We start from the raw sequence: 24,394 nt of genomic DNA on the forward strand, positions 1-24,394 counted from the left end.
TGGAGGTCACGGCGGGAACTGTGGGAGTCACTCGGCCATGGCGGCTTCTACGTCATCGGCGTGCAGCGCGAGAGCCTGTCCGAGTGCTGATCGGCCCTGGCTGCCGGGCTCCGAGGTGTACAGGACGGCTTGGGCGTGTTGAACGATGACGGGCATCCGGTAGTTGTCACAGTTTTCGGGCCTGCTGACCAGGGGCAGTAGCTTCGTCAGGATCTCGCGAGTGTCGGGAGAGTGCGGGGTACGCGCGGCGCGGTCCGCGACGCGGTCGGGAAAGCTCACGTCCGGGTTGATCGTGACTGTGCGCAGTGTGTACTGCAGCCATTGATCGTGGTCGAGACCTTCGGCGAAGGCGAAGTGCCCGGCTCCGCGCAGGTGGCCCCCGGGTGTGTCGGCCGTAAGGTTCAGGACCTGCTCCCAGAGTGCCAGTCCGCGTGTATGCAAGCTGTGTTCGCTGGGGTCGGCGGGGAGTGCTCGGGCGATGTCTCCCAGTAGCTTCGACACGGCTTCGGGGCCGCCGTTGCCGTTGGACAGCTCGGCGAGGAACGTCAGATCGAGTGTTTCCGGGGAGTGAAGCAGTGTCATTGCGAACCGGTTGAAGATCGGCTGTGGCGCATCCGTGCGCAGATAGTGCGTGGTTTTGGCGGTGCCGATGTCGCCGATCACGACGCAGTCGTGGGCGGAGAGTCGTTGGAGGTACAGCAGCCACGACCGGACGGGGGCGTTGCCGGAGGCGAGGTCGAGGAGCGTGTCCTTGTGGGCGGTGTACCACTGCTCGGCGTACAGGCGCAGCGGGGTAAGTGCGGCGCCGATGACTGCCAGGGCCCGGTCGTCGGCATGCTCGGTGAGGATTTCGGTCATCAGATCGGCGGCGGCCGTCGGTAGTTCACCGTCGGACGCGGCCCGGTATACGGCCCATTGGATGAGGGCTGCCAGTGCCATGCCCCCGGATGTCGCGGTGGCGGTGACGTAGGGGTCCTCCGGTTTGTGGGTGGGCTGGCTCCATTCCCGGGCGGAGGTCACGAGCCAGGTGACGGTCTCGGTCTCGTCGAGGCCGGGATCGATGCCGAGGGACCAGGCGTCCTTGAGGAGTTGGCAGGTGGTGCGGCGTGCCCGCTCGTCGAGGTCGGGATCGGTGCTGCCGGCGCCTCCGCGCAGCTGAGTGATCAGCTGCCAGGCGGCGGCGCTGGCAGCTGCGGCGCGCGGGCCCTGAGGGTCGGTAAGGCCAGCGGCTTGGCGGGCCGTACTGAGGGCGCCGAGGAAGACGGTGCGCAGGTCGAACGTGTCGAGCGCTTCCACGACGGCGCCGATGTCGGCGGCCCACGCATCTGCGCCGGCGTTGACCGCCTCCTCCAGCAGCCTGAACTCGGTGCGCTCGAAGTAGTTACCTGGTGTGGGAGGACGCGAGGCGAGTACGGCTGCTCCGTGGATAGGGCCGTGCTGTTCGCACATGGTGCGGAACTCAGCTGAGGCTTCCGCGTCGTCGTCCGGGAGCGCGAAGATTGAGATCACCGGTTCGCTGATGGTGTGCGGCGGCCCGAAGTGCTCGGTCAGTAGATCGACCACGGGCTGCCACGGCGTCAGGGCGGCGGCGGGCAGCACCCTGGACAGTGCCCAGATGGTCCGCCACACGGAGGGCACCTGCGACTTCCACTCCGGGAGGTCGCCTCCCGATGTGAGTGCGTCGAGCACTCGCGCGAACCGGTTGTCACGGTCGTCGAGCTCTGCGCGTGCGGCTTGGAGGGCGGCGGCGTCGGGGACCGGACCGAAACCGTCGCGCAAGGCCGCAGCGAGATCGTCCTGGTGTTCCGGTCCGTACCTCTCGACGACCGTCCGGACGAACGCGGCAACGTCTGGGGTGGGCACCGGCATGGCGTCGAGCCGGGCGAGAACACTGAATGCAGCCGCCCACCACTGTGCCTCGTCGGGCTCGTCGCCGGCGACGTCCAGCAGATGAACGGCCATCAACCGGTCACGCTCCCACCCGCCCAGGGCGTCAGGTGTCCATGCGCTTGTTCGCGCTGCCAGGTCGACACCCCGGTCACGCTGGGCACGTGCGACCTCCAGGCAGGCTGCGGCGGCCAGCCAGGCGCCCGTCAGCGCGCGGCTTCCCGAGAGGCTGGGAGAGCGCAGGTCGTCCCTGATCTGCAGATCGCCGCGGGTCCCGTCGACCGCGAGATGGACGGACAGCACGTCGATCAAGGCATTGCCCACCGTGGCGGCCAGAGTGGTGGTGGCGCGGGCTGTCTCCTGAAGCTGCTCCAGGCCGCTGCCGATGTCCCAGGAATCGATCGGGGACGTCCCGGCGCCGGCAACCAGGACCTGTCTGACCAGATCCACCCACTGCGCGTCGCGCTGCTGCAGGTCGACATCCAGCGCCCAGAAGAGCACCTCGATGCGTAGGCCGTCGACCCCCTGCTGCTGGACGATGCGGGCGACCAGCGGCGTCGCATGCCCGGTCAGATACCGGCAGAGTCGCATCAGCCTCACAGCGGCCCGGGGTCCGTTCTCGCCGATCTCGTCCAGGCGCGGCAGGAGCCACTGCGTCAGGCGGGCCGGGTCCTCGGTGGCCAGGCGCTGGAAGTACGGTGCGGCCGGCCAGCGGTCGGCTTCCGGCAGGAGGCGCGCGGGAGCGAGCTTCTCCAGCCACCCCCACCCGGTGAACCTGCTGAACAGGTAGGTCGTGGCCGACGGATGGTGCAGCTGGTCGACCTCCCGCACCTGCTCGTCGGTGGGCGAGGTGACGGTGGCGAGTACGACCCAGCGGGCTGCCTGGTCCGGAAGGGTGAAGACAAGCTCACGGATGACCATGAGGACGTCGTGCAGCAGCTTCACCGCATCCGACGCCCCGGTACGGGTCGCCGCATGAATGATCTTGGAACCGCTCTGGTAGTAGTCGGACCACGCCTTGAATGCCTTGAGCTCACCGGCCCCGGGCTCCCGGCCAGTCAGCTCCCGGACCAGTGCGGTGACCTGCTGGATGCGCTGTGACCCTTGGTCGTTTTCCATGTCCAACAGGCGCGCGTACGCAGCGCCCACCGCTGCCAACTGCTCATCAAGGACCGCGTTCTGGCGGAAGCCCGGGGCGACGCGAGCTGTGTGGAGTTCCCGCAGCGCCGCGGAGAGGGGTTGCTGCCCAGTGAGGTGCGCCGGTACCTGCTCCAGTTCGTCCAGCGCGTTGACAACCCGTCTCAGCGCCTCCGTGTGTGGCGCAGGGTCGTGCAGCGCGGCCTGGTAGTGGGCGCGGGAGCGGTGCAACGAGACCAGCGCCTTGTTCAGGTCACTGTCAGTAGGTAGCTCGTCGGGGTAGGCGGAGAGTGCGTCCAGGGTGGCGAGCAGGCGATCCAGAGGCTTGGTGACCTTGCGTGCGCCGTCCGGCTGGAAGATCTGCTTAAGCGCCCTTTTGAGGTCGTTGCGCGCCGCCAACAGTGCCTTGTGGTTGGTGCCGCCGAGGTTCATGAGGCACTCGATCGCGGTGCGGCAGGTGGCCTGCGCGATCACATACGGCCGGTGGTAGCGATCGGGATGGCAGAGCATGTCGTGGGTGTCGCGCAGCAGGCCCAAGGCCAGGACCCCCTCGCCTTCCGAGCCGAGACCGTGCAGACGTTCTGCGAGCAGAGAATCCTCGGCCAGGAGAGCAGTGTCGTCTGCCGAAGGATGGGCCGGTTCAAGCTCATGGGAATCCACGTCGGGCACGGTAGCGAGCCCGGATGCCGGGAGCTATCCGTTTCGTTCGCGGCCACCGCCACGGGGATGCGGAGAGCGGTGGGTGCCGCACTCACCTTCCGCCGTCCGTCGGTCCCTTGGCGAGATCGCACTCTGCTCACGTGGGGCCATGCCCAGGTCCTCCCAGTCGGACATGCGGACGTTCGGCACCTGGGCCCGAACGGCGGAGCGGGCCATTGAGGATCCTGGTGTTGCCACGCGAAACGACTGTCGGTTCTGCCGGGGATCTTCTTGGGCGCTGGCGCGGGGCGTAGACCAAGAAGTGCTGGGCGGCCGGGCGCGCGATGGTGACAGGCCCGTACTTCCCCTGCCGCCGAGAAGGTATTGCTTACTTCTTTTTTCGCGTGCAATGTAGGGCCTTAAGAGTCAAGTTATATGCGCCGCCCCGGTGGGGACCCCACAGCGAGCAGTGCCCATACCTGAAGGCATGGGCACTGCGCTTGGCAGGCGGTCGCGATTCTCTGGCCTCCCCTTCCCGGATGGGTTGAACATCCGGGAAGGGGTCAGAGGAGACTGACGAGCTTGTTGATCAGCACTGTGACGACCGTCGTTACGACGGCCGTTCCTATTGCTTGGCACCAGCGGCTGCGGAGGATGTCCGCGAGCCGTCGGCTTAACCCAGCCGTCGGTCTTTCGTGATCTGCCTGACCCTGCAGGAGTTCCGGCATGTCATACCTCTCTCGTGGTCTCGCGTGGAGCCCTGGCCGTGTTGCCGGGGCGCGTGAGGGAGAGAGCGTGAACGGGCCGATACGCTAGGGGTCATCATAAGGGCCGCATGCCAGTAGGACAGCTGTCTTACGGGAATTGGCGACAGGCAGTCAACGAATGGGGAATGGGCGGAAGTTCGGGCGGACGGCTTTGCCTGCTATCCGCTGTGGTCAGTCCATGGCCCGCTTTCGAGACCAGGGACGTGGTGCTGGTGGAATACGCCGGTGCGTGAGCTGGTCAGTGTCGGGATGCCGACGGTTGGGGCGGGGGTGGGGCCGGCGGGAGCGCGGCGGTGTGCTGCCGGGAGGGCGCCGTGGTGCGGGAGACGGTGCGGCGGGTGCCGATGCCATGGGCGAGTTCTCCAGAAAGGGCGGAGAGGAAGCCCGCAGGGGTGTAAGCGGAGGCGCGTATGGTCCAGGCGGGGTGGTTGATGCTGGGGCCGGCCCAGAGGGTCCAGGTGTCGAGGAGTTGGGAGTCGTGGGCGGCGAAAACATCGAACTGGACACCGACCTCGCCTTGTTCGGTGGACCAGCGCATCCAGCGTCCGTCCACGGAGGACGTCCAGCCGACGTCCGCGAGCGGCCGGACGGCCTCGGTGACGGTCGTCTCGATGGGGGTGCCGAGGGAGGTGTCCTCGGCGTCTCCGGCCGTGAGGGCGGACAGCAGGGTCCCGAGGACCGGTGCGGGGACGGTGGAGGTGAGGGCCATGTGCCACATGCGTTCGCTGACCGGGCTCTCGTAGGCGGCAAGCGTCCATGTCGCGTCCCGGGGGTCGGCGTCGAAGAGGATGCGCAGGGTCAGTGACTCGTGGTTGGCGATGGTGGTGTTGTCGTGCCAGGTGCGGTACTTCTCCCAGTCGCCGTTGTTGTCGAGGAAGATGTTGAAGACGGCTTCGTGGTCGCCGGGGTCGGCGGCGTAGGCGGGTACCTGCTCGACCGACGGCGCGACGGTGTCGGTCGGGGCTGTGTCGGGCGGGGTGAGGTTGGCGCGGGCATGGGCGGTGTGGCGTTCGGTGGCCGTCATGGGTGCGGGTCCGGGACGTACGGCCTTGCCGCGAGCCTGTTCGAAGGCGATGAGGGCTTGGGCCGGTGAGGCGAAGGCGCCGGTGACGTGACGCAGGTGGTTTTCGCCGGCCAGGTGGACGCTCTTGCCGGTGTCGCGGTAGGTGCCGACGGCCACGGTGTCCCAGCTATCCTCGGCGTGGGCGTGGGCATGGATGACGAGCCGGCCGTCGCGGATGGCCTCGTGGATCTTCTGGGCTTGGTCGGAACATTCGCGGATCTCGTCACGGCTGAGGCGGGACGCGGGGTAGTTGACCCACGTCCATTCCTCGTCGATGGCTTCCCGCAGGTTGGGGGTGATCTCGGTGGTGATGCCTTCGGCGTGCAGGGAGTGGGTGGCCTTCTCGGCCCAGTACGGCTCCTCGCTGTCGATCCGGGCCAGGACCATGGTGCGTTCGTCGAGGGAGTCGAAACCGTGGGCGGCCAGGAGGGCTTGGGCGGTGCGGTGGCGGCTGCCGGTCAGGCGTGCGACGACGGCAGTGGGGTGGGCGGGATGTACGCCGAGTTGGACTTGGGTGTCGAGACGGACCGGGGCGTCGGGAGAGGTGCTGGGCATGAAGGGCGGGCTCTTTCGGGTGAGCTCGGCAGCGGACGGCCGCCGGGCCCGGCAGTGGGGTCATCGGTGGGCGCGCGGGCTGAGTAGTGCGGGCTGGGGCGGCGGGCCGGACGCGCGGGGCGGTTGCCCGCGGCGTGCCGGCTGGCTTTCGGCGGGAGCGGGAGCGGGAGCGGGAGCGGGCGGGGGCGCGGTGGCGCGCATCCAGCGGGTACGCAAGGAGCCCACGTCGGCCAGGGCCCGGCGACTGCCGGTGACGAGCTGGTGAGGGGTGTTGGCCAGATCGTCGGTGTAGGCGGTGATCCGAGCGGCGACCGTCTGGGCGCGGGCGAGGAGAGCGCGCCCGAGGATCTTCTCGCCCCAGTATTCGGGGGAGCCAGCGGGCGTGGAGACCAGGGCCATCAGCTCTTTGGGGGTGATGCTGGCGGTGAGCAGGCCGCGGTGCTGGGCCTCGTCGAGGACGGTGATGGGATCGACCATGCCGCCGCGGTGGACCAGCGCGGTGATGGACTGCCAGAGCGCGGCGTGCAGCGGCAGCAGAAAGTCCGCCTCGGTCAGCCACCTCATCTGTCGGACCTCCGCTGGATAGGCGGTGGCGGTCGCAAGGAGGAGGCGCTCTTCGTCGAGGTCCTCCTCGCTGGCCTGCCGTGGGACATCCGGAGGGAGTGCGGTACGGGGGAAGGAGCCGGGGTGCGGGGCGAACTGTGCGGCGAGGGCGTCCAGGACGCGGCCGATGTCGTCGGCCATGCCGAGCGTCGCGGCGGCAGGGTTGGGCAGGCCCGGGTCGCTCGCGGTGGACGCGAGGCGTTCGGCGTGGGCGCGCAGGACCCGGCGGGCGTTGTCGGCGCGGATCATCCTGGCGTACGCCGCCGCGTGCTGTGACCGCGGGCAGAACTGGATGAGGGTGTGAAGGTAGGAGGTGTTCAGGCCGGGAGCGTGCGGACGTGCGTGCTCCAGCACGGCGTTGAGCCAGGCGGTGTCCTTGGCGTGGTCGGCCGGGTCGGGCGGCGGGAGCGTGCGGATCGCGGTGAACAGCGCGGCATGGGCGTGGCTGTCGAAGTCATGAGCGATCAGTGGCTCGGTATCGGCCAGACGATCGGGTTCGAGGAGGAGGGCGCCGAGCAGGGCCTGCTCGGCGTAGTGGACCGGCTTCGGCGCGGGCGTGAGGTCGAGGTCGTCGTCCTCGTCGGGTTCGGGGGTGTGGGGCATCAGGCGGCGAGGGTGAAGTCGTCGGGGTTGAAGGGCTTGTTGAGGTGCGGGGCAAGCAAGTGGGCGGCCAGGCGCGGGGGGACGGCGTTGCCGATCTGGGAGAAGGTCTGGCCCTTGTTGCCCTGCCAGGGATAGTCGGCGGGGAAGCTCTGCAGCACGCCCGCTTCCCGCGCGGTGATCTTGATCGGATCCGGTGCCGCTCGCTGCTCGTCGTCCGGAAGGCCGGAGATGGGGTCCGGGATCCAGAGACATTCGTTGGCGCGGTGGCCGAAGAACAGGGTGCCGGCGGGCTGGCTGGCCCTGCGCACGGTGGCGTTGGTCTGGTTGTTGCTGCGCAGTGACCACGACCAGCGGTGCGCTTCGGCAGTGAACGTGGGGGCCGGAGCATCTGCGGGGCGGTTCTCACCGGGCCGGTCGGCCCAGCCGGAGCCCTCCCGGCGGGAGGCCAGGACGAGTTCGGCGTCGGGGTGGGGCGTCCAGGTGCCGCGGTCGCGGGCGTCGGTCAAGGTCTTGCGCGAGCCGGAGGGGAAGGGCTCGGGGCCGCCTCCTGGTCCGCCGCCCGCGCACACGGTGGGTACGGGGCGGTCGGTGGCGCCCCAGCCCAGGGCTTCGGCCATGGATACCCAGCGGTCGCGGCCGGGCCCGAAGAGTGATTCCGGTTCGGCGGACTGTGCGTGGGTGGGCGGCGGGGGTGCGGCGGTGCGGGTGCGGGAGGCGAGCAGGATGGCCCGTTTCCTTGTCTGGGGGACGCCGTAGTCGGCGGCGTTGAGGATGCCGGTCCACACGGAGAATCCCCAGGTACGCAGGATCGCCGCGTACTGCCGCCACAGGGGCAGGACGTCGGGGACTTCCTCCATGAGCACCCATTCGGGCTCGCCCACCGTGTTCAGGGCGTGCAGGTAGCGCATGGGCTCGGCGGCGAGGAGCGAGCGTGCGTCCGCGCACGCGCCGAGCAGCCGCTCACGGGTGTCGCGTCCGGCGGCGAGGTCGGCGACGGCCTGATGGACAAGGGGCTGGTCGACAAGGCCGAGGCGCTTGCCCGCCATGCTCCATGCCTGACAGGGAGGGGAGGCGATCAGCCCGAGGACCCGGCCGGAGAAGATCCGTACCGGATAGGCGGCGACGTCGGTCCGGATCGTCAACTGCCCGGCCCGGGCACGGGTCTTGCAGGCCCACTCGTCCCACTCCAGGCCGACATCCCTCGCGCCGAGGACGGTGAGCGCGTGACTCCAGCCGCCGGGCCCGGCGAACAGATCGAGGACGATCCGCCTCAAGAAGCCAGCCCGAAGTCGTCCTGCACCGGCACGCCTTCACCCCGGCAGGCCCAGGGAGAACAGCCGTCGACCACGCCGTCCTCCAGCTCTTCGGCCGAGGCCGCAGAGTCGTCGATCTCCTGCTGGCGCGCTGCCCATTCGGCGGCCGTGACGTGGTCGATGGGGGCCTGGTCGAGCGGGACGCGGGAGCGGTGCAGGAACGCCTGCCCAAGCAGGGGGTTTCCGGACGCGTTCGCGCGGGCGTTGCCCTGGCGGATGGCCGCGTCGAAGGCGACCACGTCCTGCCATTCCTGCGGACTTGTGTCCCGGATGGTGCGCCACTGCGCGTTGCCGTGAAAGGGGCAGCCCAGGCAGGATGATTTCGGCGTGTCCGCCAGACCGATGGACGTGAGGTACCGGATGCAGTCCGCGCGCGACCAGTTGAGGTCTATCAGGGGGTGGCGGTTGCGCATGTACCGGACGTCGGCGTCCTTGGCCCGATGGAATTCATCAGTCGAGATACCTACCCATTGCTCGACGAAGATTTCCTTCGGGATGCGCTGCGGATAGGGGTATCCGAGAAGTTTCCGGACCTTCTTCTTGATCGGTTTTATCTTGTATTCCCCGGTGCACTGTCGCCTGGTCATGCCTTGTTTCCCGTCCTCGTTGAGGACGTAGAGAGGCATGGATGCGAACCGATGGCCGGGGTCGAGAGCGTCGTCTCGGATATTCCCGGAGGTGACACGCAGCACGGGTATTCCGGCGGGATCGGAGATTTCTCGTGCGAGGCGGTCGAGGTGAGAGTAGACCGCGCGGGGCTCCCAGCCGGTATCGGCGAAAATGGCGTAGTCGGCCTTCGGGAGAATCCCTTGCGCGGACAGGGCGAGCAGGGTGCTGGATTGGACTCCGGCACCTAGCGAGAGGATTTTCAGGGTGGGGGCGGTCATGGAATTCCGTGGGTGAGGGCGTGGTGATGCCGAGCGGGGTGTGCGTTGCGGGGTCAGCGGGATCGGCCGACGGTGATTTTGGGCAGGGCCGCTGCCGGGCGTGTGGTGGTGAGTGTGGGGGCCTTCGGCCGACAGAAGGAGGCGGCAAGATCGCGGCAGCCTTCGGGGGTGAGGTGGACCCGCTCGTAGTGGGGCCACTCGGGGAATTTCTCGCGGCCCACGAGGCGCCGGGCTTCCAGGGCGCGAATGGTGCTGGTGCTCACGCGGAGGTTCTCGTGGCGGACGAAGGGCTTGTTGCGGTCGATCGTCACGTCGCCCCGCGCGACGGCGCGCAGCGCGGCATCCTGGGCGGCGGTGAGGGCAGGTGGGTGGTGGAGGGGCGGGAAGCCCCGGTGAGAGCGCTCGGTGACGAACAGCTCAGCGGTCGCCAGCGCGTCGTCGGCCCCGAGCGCGGTCAGATGCGTGACGAGGGCGACGCGCCTGCCGGCCTCCCACCGGGCTTGGTGGTCGGTCAGCGTGACCAGGAGCGAGTCGTCGATCTCGACGGGAAGTCCGGCGCGCGTGGCATCGAGGATTTCGGCACCGGCCAGGAGGTGGTCGGCTGTGCCTGTGGCCAGGTGGGCCAGCTGGCGGACGCGCGCGTACACAGAACTGATCGCGGGGCTGCGGTACATCTTCCGCTGGGCATTGAGGGTGTTCACGATGTCGAGCGCCGATCGGGCCAACTGCCCTGCGGATGCGGCCTGTTCGGTGAGGCCGGCTGCGGTGCGGGTGCCGCCCAGCGGGTGCCGTAGGAGGGTGTCGTTGTAGCGGGTGAAGTCGGAGCCGAGGAGCAGGAGTTGTTCGGCGGGGGCGGTGGGTGCGGTGTTCGGGGTCAGCCTGGAGCTGTTTCGGTGGGGGTCAGCGGCGGCGTGCGGCGCGATCGAGCTGGGCGAGGGCGTGGTCGAGGCGTGGATTCGCGGAGGCTCGGCGGACGGTGGTGATCAGGGCGCTGTCTGCGTGCCGCGTGATGACGGGCACGTCGGCGTAGGCCCGCTCCACGGCGAAGGGGGTGGCCAGGGCGTCGAAGAAATTGCGGACGAGTGCCTCGGGTGCGTCCTGGGTGAACGTGGCCAGTGGCGCGTCTTCGCAGTAGAGGTGCTCGACCCGCCAGGAGATGTTCTCGCCGGGCGTGTGGTGCAGTCGGCAGTACAGGTCGGGTGATGTGAGGACGTCACCGTTGGCGGACCAGTCGTGCAGCGCGGCGAGTTGGTCCAGGGGCATGTCCGTGATCGGGATGCGGTCGGCGTGACGGGCATCGCCGAGCAGCTGGGGCAGCGCCTGGGTGACCGCGGCGACGGCCTCCAGGGGCGCGTCCCTGCTGAACATCGCTTCCCAGAACGGCTCATGGTGGGCGACGGTGACCCACCGGCCAAGGGGGTGCAGCGGGTTGAAGTCGAGGAACAGGCTGGCGTCGGGGCTGTCGATCTGGATGTGCCCGGTGTCGGCGTCGTGTTCGTGGCGCCAGCCGAAGAGGTGGATGAGGGGTCCGATCACGTCGGCGATCCGGTCGCCGGCGCCGGCCATGTACCGGGGCGAGATCATGACGCGGTCGTCGGGCGTGTACGGGTTCACCGGCTTGCCCCTTGCCTCACAGCGGACTTGGGCGGCGTTGTCGGCGCGGTGTGCGGGCGGGACTGGGCCAGAGCGCGCCGCCCCAGCTCCGTGACGGTGATCTTCTGGCCGTGGTACAGCGACGTGCTGGTGTCGGCGGTGACCATTCCGTGCCTGGCCAGCGCCCGGTACGTGGCGATGGACACGCGGACACCGTCGCTGGTCGCTACGCGTGTGACGCCCGCCCCGCGCTGGAGACTCTCATACAGTCGGCCGCCGCCCACGAGGGACGCGAGGGCGTCGTACTGGGGGCGGGTGAGAGCGGGCGCGGTTGTCTGATGAGCGGATGCCGCCCTGTGCTCCTGTGCGGATGCCAGGTCCTCGGTGATGCCGTGGGCCAGGTAGCGGCATCCGATCGCGCTCAGGTCGAGCTGGTGGGCGGCATCGCCGAGGTGACCGGCCATCTGCGGAATCACCTCGGCATGCCGCGCGGCACGTACCGCCTGGTCGTCAGCCGGAGAGGGACAGCCGGCATCCTGCTGGCCCTCGTAGGGGTTGGCGAGCAGCGCGTGGGCGATGTCGGTGCCGGCGAGCGACGAGGAGGACACGATCGAGGCCAGCAGATTCAGGCTGGCGCGGCTCCTGGCGATGTCGGTGTACGCGCTGTTGTCGAGCGTGGTCAGCCGGGCGACGGCGGTGGCCGTGAGGTCCTGCGCCTTGATCAAGAGGGGGCTGAGGCGGCGCAGCGCGTCCGTGCCGGGGGTGTAGGAGACGTCGCGTACGCGTGCGCGGAGGGCTTCGAAGTCCCCTGCGAGGTCCCGGAGTTGGCGGACGAATTCCTTGAGGCCGAGTGGGGGTGTGGAGATGGGGTGGGCTCCTGGGACGGCGGTTCAGTGGCTTCGGGCGGTTGCCTGCGTGGGGGTGGGGCTCGGGCGGGGCGTCGTACGGGGGGCGCTGCCGGGCTCGGTCAGGGGTAGTCCGAGGACGGAGGCGAGGGCGGTGATGCCTGCCGGTGTGAGGTGCACGCGGTCCTGGGCCGGGCCGCCGGCGTAGGCGGCGCGCGCGGAGTTCGGGGTCCGTTCGGCGAGGTCCTTCGACTCCAGGGCCCGCAGCGTGCTCATGAGGACCTTGGGCTCCCGGGAACGTGTGAAGTCCCGGCCCAGGGAGCTGCTGGCCACGACGTGACCGCAGGCGATCTGCGCCAGGGCGGTGCGCTGGGCGGCGGTGAGCCGTTCATCTGGTGCCGGGGCGGTCGACCAGTGACGTCGCCTGCTCTCTGCGGCGAGAGCCGCGGCGCAGCCGACCGCGGTTTCGGGAGCCAGCGCGGTCAGTTCACGGGCAGCCTGAATGCCGTGGTCGGCTGACGCGGTGCTGAGGAAGGCGAGCTGCTTCAGTCGCACCACGGTCTCCGTCAACTCCGTGCTCTCGTAGAGCCGTTCACCCTGGATGGCCTTGACGGCGACGCGAGTCTCGGACGCCAGGCGCTGTGCGGAGACGACGTGGGTCCTCGGCTCAGGCGCCGTCGCCGTGAGCAGGACGATGTCGAGCGAGTCGTTGTGCCGGGTGTAGAGATCGGCGAGGTGGAGCAGCCGCTCGACGGGCGTCAGCGGTGGCGGCACGTCGAACAACAGGGTGTCGGTGGGCGGAGTGCTCATGCGCTGCGCCGCACGGTCGCAGTGCGCCGGGGTACGGGGGCGGCCGTGCTCGGCGTTGGGGGACGGCGCGGTCCGTCAAGGCAGGCACGGGCCGCTTCCAAGGCTTGGCCGGCGTCGTCGAGGTGGACATGCAGGCGACGGTGAAGGTCGATCGTGTCGAGCTGCCCTTGGAGGGAGGCCGGCGTGGGCCGGGTGAACGAGACGAGCGGGGCGAGGGCCTGCGTGTAGTGGGCGACGGCACGCCCGAGGTGCCCGGCCATCAGGCCCAGCACCTCGGCCGAAGGCCGGGCCGGCGCATCGGGATTCGCGGGCAGGAGGCGGTACTCGGAGTCGGCTGCCGTACGGGCGACGAGGTGACACAGCAGGTCGACGTGCCGGATCGCGGTGAACAGGCCATAGAAGTCCGGGGTGATGCGGTGATCGCGGACGTCGGCGGCCACGGCGTCCAGTGCCTCGCTCAGCTCCATGTCGTCCAGGTCGACGGGCTCGTAGGTGTGAATGGGCGCCTCCGTAGGCGAGTTGGGTGGGGAGGGGGTGCGTGGGCTGGATCTGGGTCTCGGGTCCCCCTGGCGTAGTTGGAGCACGATGTTTCGGCGGCTCGTGGTACTGGCCTGCCCGGTCGCCGGCGAGATGGAGCTGCGGGCCCGGCGTGGTGCGGGGGATGGGAGTGGTCGGCGCGGGACACTGCCGTACGGCACGGAATGCGAGACGTCAGCGCCGGGCGTGGGGCGTGCCGGCCGGGGCGCGTGGGGGAGGGGTACTCGGTGGGATGGTGAGCGGCGGGTCTGCGATCACGGTGCTGGGGTCGGCGGCGCCGGGAGCGGCGAGAGAGCGGTCGATGAGCTGCTGGTCCCCGTTGCGGGCGGCGGCGGAGGCCAGACGCCGCGAGAGCCGCTGCGCCAGTGCCTGGTAGGTCGTGGCCGCACGATCCATTTCGACGCAGGCGCGTCGCAGGTGGTCGCGGCTGGTGCCGGGGGTGGGGTCCGCGCCCCTGTACAGCAGGATCTCCGTACGGCTGCTGATGGCGATGGCGCCGAGGGCGGACGCGAGGGACACCTGCGCACAGGCTTCCGCGAGATGGGCGACGTTCTCCCGGCCGTACTTCATGGCGGCGTACTGGCTGGTGGACAGGTCGTGGAGTTGCCGCGTGCACGTGATCGCCAGCTCGTGCAGACGCAGGACAGGGGGCGCGAGTTGATCGATGGGGGCGAGGATCTCCTCCTCCCGGACCCGTTCCACTTCCTCGGTCAGGGTCACCAGTGTGGGAGCCACCTGGCCGAGGAGGCGGGTCTGCTCGGCCAGGTCGATGATCTGCAATGCGAACTCCAGAAGGGGCGAAGGACACCACGCGCTTTCGACGAGTGCGCGGGCGGGTGTTAGGCAGCCGTGCCGTAGTCGCCCTGGCGGGGGGTGTGCTTGGCGACGGCACGGGCGGTGATGGCCTGGGAGGCACGGGCGGAGGCGGCGGCAAGTTCGTCGGCGCCGGGCTCCGCGTACCAGGGGCGAAGGTCGAGCATCGCGGCACGCAGGCCGGTGGCGAAGACGAGCGCGGTGCCCTTGGGCAGGGCGCGGATCGCGTCCGCGGGCAGGATCCGCTCCTGCCGCATCGACACGGAGGTCGACTTCCCCGACTCGGAGGTGGAGGTCGAGGTGGTTTCCACGTCGTGGTCGCCGATGAGGCGGGAGAGCTTGTCGGCGAAATCGGGGTCGTCGATGCCGGAGCCGATCACCTTGACGGTGGACGCGGACCACAGGGCGTCCATGCCCGTGTCGCCCCAGACCTTCTGGCCCTGCCGGTAGGACTGCAGGATCGTGATCGGGATGATCCCGCGCGAGCCCAAGTGGCTGTACAGGTCGGGGAGATCGGAGATCTTGCAGACGTTGGCGGCCTCGTCGAGGATCGCGAGCATCGGCGGGTCGAGGCGCCCGCCGGCACGTTCGGCCTGGGCGGTCGCGGCCCGCATCACGGAGTCCGCGCACGCGGCGATCAGCGCCGACGCGCCGCCTCCGCCGTCCTTCGACAGCAGATACAGGGTGTCGGTGGAGGTGACGAACTGCGTGGGCCGGAACTCCGGGACGTCCTTCTGCGGCGTGATCCAGGCGGCGATCTCGGAGTTGAGGAGGGCCGCGGCGTACTGGCGGGCGGTCTCGTAGATCCCGTCGCGGGTTTCGGGCGGCCCTTCGACGGTGCCCTTGAGCTGCGCGGCGACCGCGGTGAAACCGTGGTCGCGCAGGATGTCCAGCGGGGTGCGGTCGGCGGGGAACGCCAGCCACTGCATCACGTCGGTGATCGGGCGTTCGTCGAGCGCTGCGGCGAGGAAAAGCTGGCTGAGGATGTTGGATCCGGCCTTGGACCAGAAATCTCCCTGCTGACTCGCGTCCACCGAGGCGGCGAGGAAGTGGCCGGCCAGTCTTCCGGCTCCGTCGAGGGTTTTGGCGTCGGCCAAGGGGTTCCACCACATCGCGCGTGCGGCGTGCGCGATCTGCTGCGGGTCCATCGACCAGGTCCGGCCGACGGCCGCCCGTGAGTCGAGCGTGGCCGTGTAGGCGTCGCCGGACGCCTTGTTCGAGGTGATCATGACCGGACCGGGGGCGTTGAGGATGGAGGGGATCGCGAGGCTGGTGGTCTTTCCGGACCGGGGGGCCATGATCGCGACGGCGACGTCCTCGTATCCCATCCTCACCTCGTGGCGTGTGCCCTGGAGGGTGCCGAGGAGGATGCCGGTGTCGGCGGCGTCGATGTGCTTGGTGTTCTTCAGGCTCGGGCGCAGGGAGCGGGCCTTGTCGGTGATCGCCTTGGCCATCAGGGGTTCGACGTCCCTGGCCTTGGCCATACCGGTGATCTTCTTGCGGCTGCCGCCGCGGTTCTTGTGCAGGGCCCACAGGAGTCCGGCCGCAGTGCCGAGGGCGAGGAGGACGGCGGTCGGGACGATGCGTGCGCCGATCAGGAGGGATGTTTCTCCGGCCGCGGGCCAGAGCTGATCGGGGTGCAGGAGGGCGGCGGCCGGCTGGTAGGGCGCCCAGGTGCCTCCGGTGAGGCGGGCGGTGATGTTGCCGGACAGCCAGGCGAGGTGGGAGAGGGGGACGACGACGGCCAGGACACCCAGCAGGAGCCGGAAGGCGAGATCGTAGCCGTCGTTGTTGCTGGAGGAAGGAGGCAAGGGCGCGGTGTGCTTCGGTGTGGGGACGGGGGGTCAGCGGCTGCGGCCGGGGCCGGGTGGCTGCCCGGGCGGGGCGCTCGGCGGTGCGGCGGGCGGAGCGTGGCGGGCGCTGAGTGTGTGCACACGGTCGTCCAGGGCGAAAGCGACCAGAGCTGCGCGCATGCCGACCTGGGTACGGGTGACGAGGCGGGGGTTGAGCGTCGGCGGGCGCCACGTGTCGACGACGCGCACGACCGGAGTGGGGTCGGTCATCGACGCGGTGAACGCGGCGATCAGGCGGGATGGCGTGTGTTCGCTGAAGTGGGCGTGCCACACGATCCGGGAGCCGTTGACCATGACGGTGGCGAACCAGGGGTTGGCCCGGTCGGAGCGTTGGAGGAACGCGGTGCCGTCCGGCGAAACCAGCCCGTTCCCAGTACCGGCGGGGGTCCAGTCGGCCTGCCGGAGCACGTCGTAGGGGTCCGGCGCCGCAGCCGTGTCCGCCGCCGGGTCGGTGAGTGCGTCGGTGACGGCTGCGATGAACTCAACGGGGGTACGGGCTCCGAAACTCGCGTACCAGGCCGGTGCTGCCGGTTCGGGCGCGTGGTGGAGGGTCCACCACTGGCTGTCGGGGTCGGGCTCCAGACGCAGCAGCGCTTTCTGGTCGGGGCTGGTGAGCACGACGTCGGGCGTCAGCGGCGTCAGCGGTTCGTGCTCCAGGTTCCAGCCGCAGGCGCGGTGGAGAGGAACGGTGATCCACGTGGGATCGCCGCCGCCGGCCAGGTGACGCGGCGCGACATAGTCGACCACGATCCTCTCGTCGGGGAACCTGCTCACCTGCGCACCTCGACCGTCCGGCCGGCGGCCGGCGCCGGTGCCGTACGCGGCGGGGGTGCCAGAGGCGAAGGGGCTTGCCGGGCGGCGGAGTTGATGTCGCCGATGACGTGGCCGTGGGTGGCCCAGTCGTCGAGGTAGCTCCAGCACTCGGCGTGGTGCTCGGCGAGGGCGTCATCGAAGACCGGTGTGCCGGGCGTGGCGTCGGCGGCGAGGGCGTCGCGGGTGCGCAGCCATTGTTCGTGCAGGGCGTCGAGTTGATCGAGCGCGGTGTGCAGGACGCCGAGCCGGTAGCTCCAGTGAGACTGCACCGAGCCAGGCGGCAGGCGGGGCAACTGCACACCGGCCGTGGCCAGGAGGTGGCGGGCGTCAGCGCCTAGGGTCTCGAACGCGGCGGCGGTGTCGGCGTCGCGCTGGCTCTGGCGCAGCCCGTAGGCGTGGTCGTCGTGGGGCCAGCCGTCGAAGTCGGTGTGCTCGTCGGAGTAGTTGTCCCAGGCGTCGAGGATCTTCTTGCTGTCGCTCAGATACGCGCCAAGGTGGTGGAGCAAGGCACGGTGTGTGTGGTGGTCGGTGGAGATGGGGAGGGGTCCTGTCGGTTCAGCGGCGAGCGGCCGGACGGGCTGGGCATGCGGTCGCCCGGGTCGTCGTGGGTTTCGTCTGCTGTCGGCGGGTGGAGCGGGCCTGCGTGCGGAGGGACTTCAGGCGCGTGGTGTGGGCGTCGACAACCTGCTGTGGGCGCAGTGGGCTGGGTTCCTGCACGGCGCTGTAGTGGCCGGTGCGGTCGTACATGCCGCGCTGGAGCGGGCTACGGTCGGCCAGTGTGGTGAGGAACGATCCGACCAGGTGGGCGGGGGTGCGCTCGTCGAAGTAGGCGTGCCAGATGCGTGGGCCGGGGAATTCGCCGTGGCCGGGCTCGCGGGTCTCGATGTGCCAGGCCGGCCCGTCGTGGAATTCGCTCAGCGGGCGCCGTTCGATGTGGCACATGGAGTCTGGCGAGTGCGCCGTGCCGTCTGAGTCGCGGTGCCACCCCGAGGAGATGACCGGCTGCCACGGGTCAGCCTGCTGTGGAGGCGGGACGACGAGGGCGTCCGTGAAGCCGGTGAGAATCTCGGCGGGCACGAGTTCACCGAACTCGGCGTACCAGCCCGACCCGTTGTCGGTGGTCTCCGTCCACAGCCGCCACCACACCGAGGTGGTGGACTGCGGGTCGAACTGGAGGCGGTGGCGAAGGTCGGGGCTGCGCAGGACGATCTCGGCGCTCAGGGGGTCGGAGACGGTGCTCCATCCGGCGGCGGCCAGACCGTGGGTGACATGGCGGGCGTCTCCGGGGCCGGCGAGGTGGCGGGGGCTGGTGTCGAACGGAATCTGCCCGGCGTGCTTGTCGGCGAAGGCGGCGAGCTGCCGTTCGGTCACCGGCATGTGCCGCTGCCCGCCTGGTGGCTGCGAGACGTGCGGCTGGGGCCCTGGGCGAAGGCGGGCAGCATGCCGTCGTGCGTGGAGCCGCGCTGGTCGAGGGCGGTGGCGGCGTCGAGGCCAGAGCGCACGCGTCCGGCCATGACCGTGTCACCGTGAGGCGTCGTCGGCGGGCTGGCGGTCGAGGGCGTATGCATCGATGTCCTTGCGTGAAACGGGCGGTGAGGTGGCTCGGCCGGGACGTGCCGGCCTAGCGGCGCTTCCTTCGATGTGCCGGCCCTGGGAGCGAGGGTCGGCTGGCCGGGGGCGGCACGGTGCGCCGGGCATCGTCGAGTCGCTGCCGGTACATCTGCTGGCACTGCTCCGGCGAGACGCTGCTCCTGGTGGCAGCGAAGAACAGGGTGTTGGGCTGGTGGCCCTCGTCGCGCAGCAGCGGTGCGGGGTCCGTCAACGCGGTGATGAAGCCCGCGATGGCAGCACCCGGTGCTGCTTCGTCGATCGACGCGCCCCACAGCCACTGGCGCCGTTGCGTCGTGGCTGGAACCGAGACCTCTGCTTTCCAGCGCCAGCCGGGGGGGGTCGGAGACGACGTCAGGTACCCGGGAAAGGACCGCGGTTTCGTCGGGTGACAGCAGCGTTGCCCCGGAGCCCTGGTGGTAGAGCGACCAGCCGCGGTCGGTGGCCAGTTGCCACAGGTTCCCGAGCGGCACGTGCGAGCGGCTGGTGAGGGCGTCCGTGAAGCCCGAGATGATCTCGACGGGGGTGTGGCCGCCGAACTGGGCGGACCACTCGCGCCGTCCGGCGGGATGGATGCGCCACCAAGGCTCGCGCGGCTCGGGCGCGGTGGGCTCCAGGGCGAGATGGAGCTGCCGGTCGGGGCTCTCCAGCAGGACGTGCGGGTAGCCGGGCACCGAGTGGTTGCTCCAGCCGGCGGCGAGCAGGTACTCGGTCACGTGCCGGGGATCGCCGCCGCCTGCCAGGTGCCGTGGTGTGACCTCGTCCAGCCACCGCGTGTGGTTGTCCTTATGAATGGTGGGGCCGTTGACGCGGGAGTAGAAGCGTTCGTGACTCATCGGGCCCGGCCTGACCGCCCGGCATACGGGCGCGCGCCGGGCGGAGTGCGGGATCGGTTGGAGGCGAAGGAGTGACGGGCCCACGTAGCCGCTCTGGCGGCGGTGATCCTGGCCTGCTGCCACGCGCCGAGTTGGGACGGCAGGACGGACATGGAGGTGGTGCGGATCCGCCGGGAGGGCGGGATGTGGCCGAGGGGCCGCATCACCGGCTGCGGATCCGCGAGTGCCGTGCTGAACGCCTGCACCAGGTGCATCGGCGTGGTCGGCGTGAACGTCGCCTCCCACAGCCGGCCGTGTTCGTTGCGGGCCCCGGCCCACCAGTGTGCTTGGCCGGGGCCGGACTGGTGGAAGCGGACGAAGGCGTCGCCGTCCGGACTGCGGGCGGTGAAGTGCCGGCCTTGTTCGGTCTCCCAGCCCTGGTGCAGCAGGGGTTCCCACACGTTGGGGGCGTGCGCTGTGCGTGGGGTGGTCAGGGCGTCGGTGAGACCGGCGACGATCTCGACGGGTGTGTGGCGGCCGAAGGTGGCGTGCCATGCCTCCTGGTGCGCGGTCTGTTTCCCGCGGATGGTCCAGCCGCCGGGCTGCGTGAACGGGTCGTATCCGATGCGCACGGACTTGTCCGGGCTGTCGAAGACGACCGGTCCGCCGGTCTTGGACTTGTCCTTCCATCCGCAGGCGCGCAGGTACTCGGTGACGTGGCGCAGGTCGCCTCCGCCGGCGAGATGGCGGGGCTCGACGAGGTAGTGCTGCTGGGCCTGCTGACCGGCGGCACTCCAGCCTGTCCACTGCTGCTTCTTCAGCGGCTCCTCCTGACGACCATGGCGGAGGGGACGGGCTTCCCAGGCGCGATGGCGGAGGGTGCTCCGAGGCGCTTGAGGGTGTCGGCGTGCCCGCCAAGTTCCGCGCCGATGTTCCCCATTTCGCTGGCCGAGCGGCCCACCGCGAGCCACACCTCGGGAGGCAGAATGCCGCGCTGAGAGTGGTCCTGGGCGAAGCGCGATCCGGTGGCGACCAGTTCGGTGACTCGTCCCAGCAGGCCCTCGTCGTAGTCGAGGACCTTGCTGAGAATCAGGGCGGCCTCCTGCGGCGAGGAATGGGCCAGGAGCTGTGTGAGCAGGCCGAGTTGGAGCGCGATGTCGTCAGCGAGCCGCACTGAGTAGTAGGGGGGCAGGTCGGGCATGGGCCTCCTGAACGGACCAGGTTGGACTGCTAGTTGGGATGCTGGACGCGGTAGCTGTCGACGTGAAGGGACACATCCCGGCGACGCGCTTCGTCGAGGGCAGCCTCGGGGTGTCCGCCGGCCAGCAGGTTGGTCTGGGTGTGCCTGTCGGCGGTGACGGCACGCAGATAGCGGCGGAAGAGTGCGGTGACCAGGCGGGGCTTGCGGTCGGCGGTGATGGGTGCTGGTGTGCGGCCGGTTGGGCGGGTGACGGGTACTCCAGGTGTGGGCGGGGGCGGCGCGGTGATCGGGCAGCGCGTATGGCGGGGGCATGGTGCGTGTGGGGCAGACGTCGTGGGCGCGGAGGGTGGCCAGCGTGCTAGGGATGCGGCGAGGGCGGCGTGGTAGGCGGCGCCGCCGAACAGGCTTATGCCGATGGGGACTTGGTCGCCGTGGCCGGTCAGCAGCAACACAGTCCGGGCGGCCAGGTCCTTCGTGGCGATCTCGTTCATTGGGTCGAGGACTTGATGCCAGATCTCGCCGCCGTGGTCGTGGTGTTCGAGGCCGAGGCCGTTGAGCAGGACCAGCAGCTGTTCCAGGGCGCCGGTGCGGGTGTCGACGTAGCTCGTGCCGTCACGGTGACAAAACGCCGGCCCCGGCCTCGTCCGCCAGGCTCACGAGCGGGCTGCCATTCGAGCGTGGTTCACCGCCGACGCGGTGTTGCCGCACTGCCGCGGGCGTGGACAGCGGAGGCGGTCGACGTGTCCGGAGCGGCTGCGGCGCTGCGCTGGCGGCGTGCTGCCAGCGCAGCCTCCTGATAGGCGGCGGCGTCCCAAACGGCGTCGGTGATGTTGACCAGGTACCCGGCCACGAGCAGGGAGGGAACGGCGCTGGTGGCGAGCTTCCTTTTCTCGGCCTCGGTGAGGCGTGCGGGAGCCTCGTGCCACACATAGGTCGGGCCCGAGGAGCCCGCGGGCCTGAGGGTGTTGCGTTCGAAGCCGAGCTGGTCGAGCAGGGTGAGGAGTTCCTCGGGCGCACCGGTGGGTGTGTCGGCGTGGACCGTGTCGGTCAGCGGTCTGATGTAGATCTCGACGTCGGTGCCTTCGTCGTCGGCGCGGTTTCCCACGTACTTCGTGCTTCCGTTCGGGGATGGGGTCAGTGGCTGCGGTGCGGGGCCGTGATCGGCGGACTCGGAGGCATTGCCGCGGCGGTGCCGAGGGCAGGCCGGGCGGGCGGATGGCGCAGGACCACGCCGACGCCGAGTTCGGACAGGCGGTGGCCGGCGGCTCGTACGGAGGCGGCCTGGCGTGCGGAGTCGTCACCGGACAGGACGAAGGCGTCGCGTTCGGTGTCGAGGGCGAAGCCGTGCTCGGTCAGGACCCCCGTGATGTCTTCACGGTCGGGCCGCTCGACGACGAGCGTGCCGCCGGACCAAGTCATGACCACGTGCTCCGGTTCGGCGGCCGAAGACGCCGCGATGCGGACGGCGTTGGTGCGGACCTGGGCGAGGGCCTTGTCGTACAGGGGCAGCAGGTCGTAGTGGATGTCCTCGGCGGCGCTGAACGGATCGGCGGCCACCGCGATGCCGTCGGGCTCGCGGACACCGCGGAACGCCTCGGCTGGTGCGTCGGCGGGGGCCATGGCGGCGATCAGGTATCCCTCGCCGGGACCCGGCCGGTCTGCGATGAACAGCCGGGTGCCGTCGTCGCGGGTCAGCACGGCGTAGTGGTCCACGGTGCGCCTGGCCAGGGCGTCGGCGACGTCGTTCATGTCCCACACACGGTCGGTGAGGGAGTCGTGGTCGGTCGTGCTGCCGCGGTTCGGGTGATACGTGCTGGTCCAGGCGCCGGGTAGTTCGCCGGCGAGGACGGCAGCGAACGAGCCGAGAGCGGTGTCGGGGGCGGAGTCGTGCATGGTCTCCTCAAAAGGAACGGGAGGTGGGGATCAGCGCTGCTGGTTGCCCGAGGCGGGTGCGGCAGTGGCGATGACGGGGCTGGTGGCCATCCGGGTCGAAAGCGGTGCCGGTAGTACGGCGGCGGTGGGCAGGGCACGGGCGGTGGCGTCGAGGTCCTGCTGGATGCCGTGCAAGCGGCGGGCGATCAGCTCCAGTTGGTGTCCGGCGGCCGGGCCGTAGGTGTGCGGAAGGTGGTCGAGACGGTGGGCCGTGTGCTCGACGAGGCCGCGCACGGTCGCGAGCGGACCGGTGTTCTCGTCGGCGAGCTGCCGCAGCAGTCCGGCGAGTTGGGTGGCGGCGTCCACAGTGCCGGGCGAGGCGCCGTTGGCCGGTAGAGCGGCACGTTGCGCGAACCGGGCGGTCTGCTCGGGATCCGGGCCGCCGCCTTCGGGGGAGCGGAGGTCCAGCTCGGTCTCGATGCGCCGGCACTCGGCCGCCAGGACCGGAGGCACTCGACGGTGCTGCGTGGTCCATGTGCCGTCCGGCCGGATGAGGTTGGCGAGCAGGTCGAGACGGCCGGGCTGCGCCTGGACGGCGATCCAGCGGCAGCCGCGATCGTCCCCCGGCCGGTGGATGCCCACGATGCGGAGGATCCGGTGGGCGATTTCAGACCACTCGGGGCCGGTGAGGTCGCGGTCGCTGGGGTGCAGGCGCACCTCCGCGTGCCAGATGGAGCGGACGTCGTCCTGAGAACTGGCCGCGTCGGGGTGCTGCCAGCTGGGGGCGTCCAGGTGCTCGGCCCACTCGGCGGACGTCCAGGTCTTCTGCTCGTCGTCGGGCGTGCTGTGGTCCAGCCCCGGCCAGTGGGCGACCACGGTGTATGCGGTCAGCCCCTCGTGGTTGCTGACCGGCCGGCCGAGGGCCTCGGTGAGCGGCTCGGCGGGCGTGAAGTGGCGTGGATGGATACGGATGATCATTGCGGGTTGGGCTTCCGGCGCTGATGGGCGAGTTGGGCCAGGTCGTATGAGGCGGTGATCAGGGTGTGTTCGCGCACCAGGTCGGCGTGGACGGCCAGATGGCCCGGCGGCAGACGTTCCAGGGCGCGCTCGACGGCCGCGTGAGCCTGGGGATAGCGGCCCAGCGCGCGCAGCGCCGACGCCTTGCGGAACTGCGCGATCGGATCACCGTCGCCGCCGTCGGGCAGCCGGTCCACGAGGGCCAGGAGCGTGTCCGCGCGGCCGGGAACCAGGCCGCCCAGCCACACCCCGTGCAACAAGACGTGCAGCGTCTTGGGGTGATCCGCCGCGGTGGCGAGGACCTGCTCCATCACGGCCAGCCCGTCCGAGCGGGACTGGCCCAGGCGCGCGAAGGCGTACAGCGCCCAGCTGTACGGGTCCGCGTTCAGCACGCTCAACGGCACCTGGTTCTGGAGGGATTCGATGGAGCGGCACCGGAAGTCGTAGCGCAGGGCGCTCAGATAGAGGTGCCGGTACGTCCGCGAGACGACCGGGCCCGATCCGGGCCCAGGGCCGGTGACGTCCCCGGGGGCGAGCAGCACCAGCGCACTGTTCCCGGCGGCGCGGGCCTGCCAGGCGACGTCGGCGCACACCTCGGCCGACTCCTGCCATGTCGCGTCCAGATCACGCAGGTCCTCGGCCAGACGCACCGGCCACTGGGTCCCGGTGACCGTCTCGATGGCGATCGACGCCGCTCGCGCCATCGCCGCGGTGCGCTCCGAGCCGACGGTGCGGGTCATCGCCCTCCTCGGGCGTCGGCGACGTGCACCACCTGGTTGAGCGGGGTGAGCGAGTACCAGCCGCAGTCGACGTCCCCTTCGGCGCCGGCCAGGCGCGGGAGGAGATACGTGCGCAGCGCCTGCTGGTAGATGAGGCAGTCCGGGCAGCGGCGGGAGAGGTGGACGAGGTAGCGCGGGTGAGCGGTGACGTAGGTGCGCGCGCCGCCGTCCGGGTCGTACAGCCGCCACCCGTCCTCGTCGGTCGGCGTGTGCCACGAGGACGTGACGACCTTGTAGGTGTCCCCCCACAGATTGCTGCCGGAGGTGCCCTTGAGGATGACGACCTGGTCGCCGGGCCGGAAGTGCTGGTGATTGATGTCCCGTTCGGGGGTGACGATGTCACCGGGGGCATGCGGTGGACGGGAGACGGCGTCGGGCACAGCA

The 24,394-nt window shown here is 70.2% G+C and carries 24 protein-coding genes; all 24 read right to left on the reverse strand.

Going from position 1 to position 24,394, the window contains the following annotated elements:
- Positions 1-27 precede the first annotated feature (27 nt).
- The 24 genes from OH768_RS47690 to OH768_RS47805 all read right to left on the reverse strand — a co-directional run bounded on the left by OH768_RS47690 (position 28) and on the right by OH768_RS47805 (position 24,390).
- On the reverse strand, positions 28-3,684 hold the full coding sequence (locus OH768_RS47690) for a hypothetical protein (protein ID WP_406463303.1): 3,657 nt from the start codon (positions 3,682-3,684) through the stop codon (positions 28-30).
- Positions 3,685-4,668: 984 nt separating this feature from the next.
- Positions 4,669-6,048 (reverse strand): DUF317 domain-containing protein, encoded by a 1,380-nt coding sequence (locus OH768_RS47695; protein WP_406463305.1) that lies wholly within the window; start codon positions 6,046-6,048, stop codon positions 4,669-4,671.
- A gap of 60 nt (positions 6,049-6,108) precedes the next feature.
- Positions 6,109-7,254, reverse strand: coding sequence for a DnaB-like helicase N-terminal domain-containing protein (locus tag OH768_RS47700; protein WP_406463307.1), 1,146 nt, complete (start codon positions 7,252-7,254; stop codon positions 6,109-6,111).
- Positions 7,254-8,519 (reverse strand): DNA cytosine methyltransferase, encoded by a 1,266-nt coding sequence (locus tag OH768_RS47705; RefSeq protein WP_406465726.1) that lies wholly within the window; start codon positions 8,517-8,519, stop codon positions 7,254-7,256. Before OH768_RS47705 ends, OH768_RS47700 begins: the two co-directional genes overlap by 1 nt.
- Positions 8,520-8,524: 5 nt before the next feature.
- Positions 8,525-9,397 carry a hypothetical protein gene (locus OH768_RS47710; protein WP_406465728.1) on the reverse strand — a complete coding sequence of 291 codons (873 nt, stop codon included), beginning with the start codon at positions 9,395-9,397 and terminating at the stop codon, positions 8,525-8,527.
- Between the two features lie 110 nt (positions 9,398-9,507).
- A complete protein-coding gene (locus OH768_RS47715; RefSeq protein WP_406463308.1) occupies positions 9,508-10,155 on the reverse strand; it encodes a hypothetical protein in 648 nt (215 codons plus the stop codon).
- 199 nt (positions 10,156-10,354) lie between these two features.
- Positions 10,355-11,068 (reverse strand): DUF317 domain-containing protein, encoded by a 714-nt coding sequence (locus OH768_RS47720; protein ID WP_406463310.1) that lies wholly within the window; start codon positions 11,066-11,068, stop codon positions 10,355-10,357.
- Positions 11,065-11,772, reverse strand: a complete 708-nt coding sequence (locus OH768_RS47725) for a hypothetical protein (RefSeq protein ID WP_406463312.1) — start codon at positions 11,770-11,772, stop codon at positions 11,065-11,067. The genes OH768_RS47720 and OH768_RS47725 overlap by 4 nt, the downstream gene beginning before the upstream one ends.
- Before the next feature lie 165 nt (positions 11,773-11,937).
- On the reverse strand, positions 11,938-12,702 hold the full coding sequence (locus OH768_RS47730) for a hypothetical protein (RefSeq protein WP_406463314.1): 765 nt from the start codon (positions 12,700-12,702) through the stop codon (positions 11,938-11,940).
- Entirely contained in the window at positions 12,699-13,169 is a 471-nt protein-coding gene (locus tag OH768_RS47735; protein WP_406463315.1) for a hypothetical protein, read from the reverse strand. The genes OH768_RS47730 and OH768_RS47735 overlap by 4 nt, the downstream gene beginning before the upstream one ends.
- Before the next feature lie 244 nt (positions 13,170-13,413).
- Positions 13,414-14,019, reverse strand: a complete 606-nt coding sequence (locus OH768_RS47740; RefSeq protein WP_406463317.1) for a hypothetical protein — start codon at positions 14,017-14,019, stop codon at positions 13,414-13,416.
- A gap of 59 nt (positions 14,020-14,078) precedes the next feature.
- Entirely contained in the window at positions 14,079-15,863 is a 1,785-nt protein-coding gene (locus OH768_RS47745) for a type IV secretory system conjugative DNA transfer family protein (protein ID WP_406463318.1), read from the reverse strand.
- Positions 15,864-15,896: 33 nt separating this feature from the next.
- A complete protein-coding gene (locus OH768_RS47750) occupies positions 15,897-16,679 on the reverse strand; it encodes a DUF317 domain-containing protein (protein ID WP_406463319.1) in 783 nt (260 codons plus the stop codon).
- On the reverse strand, positions 16,676-17,224 hold the full coding sequence (locus OH768_RS47755; RefSeq protein WP_406463321.1) for a hypothetical protein: 549 nt from the start codon (positions 17,222-17,224) through the stop codon (positions 16,676-16,678). Before OH768_RS47755 ends, OH768_RS47750 begins: the two co-directional genes overlap by 4 nt.
- A 49-nt stretch (positions 17,225-17,273) precedes the next feature.
- Positions 17,274-18,095: a DUF317 domain-containing protein gene (locus tag OH768_RS47760; protein WP_406463322.1), complete on the reverse strand. Its 822-nt coding sequence runs from the start codon at positions 18,093-18,095 to the stop codon at positions 17,274-17,276.
- The gene (locus OH768_RS47765; RefSeq protein WP_406463323.1) at positions 18,086-19,162 is read right to left on the reverse strand and encodes a DUF317 domain-containing protein; all 1,077 of its coding nucleotides are present in this window, start codon (positions 19,160-19,162) and stop codon (positions 18,086-18,088) included. Before OH768_RS47765 ends, OH768_RS47760 begins: the two co-directional genes overlap by 10 nt.
- Positions 19,159-19,962 (reverse strand): DUF317 domain-containing protein, encoded by an 804-nt coding sequence (locus OH768_RS47770; protein ID WP_406465730.1) that lies wholly within the window; start codon positions 19,960-19,962, stop codon positions 19,159-19,161. The genes OH768_RS47765 and OH768_RS47770 overlap by 4 nt, the downstream gene beginning before the upstream one ends.
- A complete protein-coding gene (locus tag OH768_RS47775; protein WP_406463325.1) occupies positions 19,959-20,342 on the reverse strand; it encodes a hypothetical protein in 384 nt (127 codons plus the stop codon). Before OH768_RS47775 ends, OH768_RS47770 begins: the two co-directional genes overlap by 4 nt.
- 29 nt (positions 20,343-20,371) lie before the next feature.
- On the reverse strand, positions 20,372-20,833 hold the full coding sequence (locus tag OH768_RS47780) for a hypothetical protein (RefSeq protein WP_406463326.1): 462 nt from the start codon (positions 20,831-20,833) through the stop codon (positions 20,372-20,374).
- A 191-nt stretch (positions 20,834-21,024) separates the two neighbouring features.
- Positions 21,025-21,447 carry a hypothetical protein gene (locus OH768_RS47785; RefSeq protein WP_406463327.1) on the reverse strand — a complete coding sequence of 141 codons (423 nt, stop codon included), beginning with the start codon at positions 21,445-21,447 and terminating at the stop codon, positions 21,025-21,027.
- Positions 21,448-21,476: 29 nt separating this feature from the next.
- Positions 21,477-22,235, reverse strand: coding sequence for a hypothetical protein (locus tag OH768_RS47790; RefSeq protein ID WP_406463329.1), 759 nt, complete (start codon positions 22,233-22,235; stop codon positions 21,477-21,479).
- Positions 22,236-22,265: 30 nt separating this feature from the next.
- Entirely contained in the window at positions 22,266-23,192 is a 927-nt protein-coding gene (locus tag OH768_RS47795; protein ID WP_406463330.1) for a hypothetical protein, read from the reverse strand.
- Complete coding sequence (locus OH768_RS47800) at positions 23,189-23,971, reverse strand: hypothetical protein (RefSeq protein WP_406463331.1); 783 nt, start codon at positions 23,969-23,971, stop codon at positions 23,189-23,191. The genes OH768_RS47795 and OH768_RS47800 overlap by 4 nt, the downstream gene beginning before the upstream one ends.
- Positions 23,968-24,390 (reverse strand): hypothetical protein, encoded by a 423-nt coding sequence (locus OH768_RS47805; protein ID WP_406463332.1) that lies wholly within the window; start codon positions 24,388-24,390, stop codon positions 23,968-23,970. Before OH768_RS47805 ends, OH768_RS47800 begins: the two co-directional genes overlap by 4 nt.
- Positions 24,391-24,394 lie beyond the last annotated feature (4 nt).

This window comes from Streptomyces sp. NBC_01622 (assembly GCF_045209635.1).
In the GTDB taxonomy this organism is placed as follows: Bacteria; Actinomycetota; Actinomycetes; order Streptomycetales; family Streptomycetaceae; genus Streptomyces.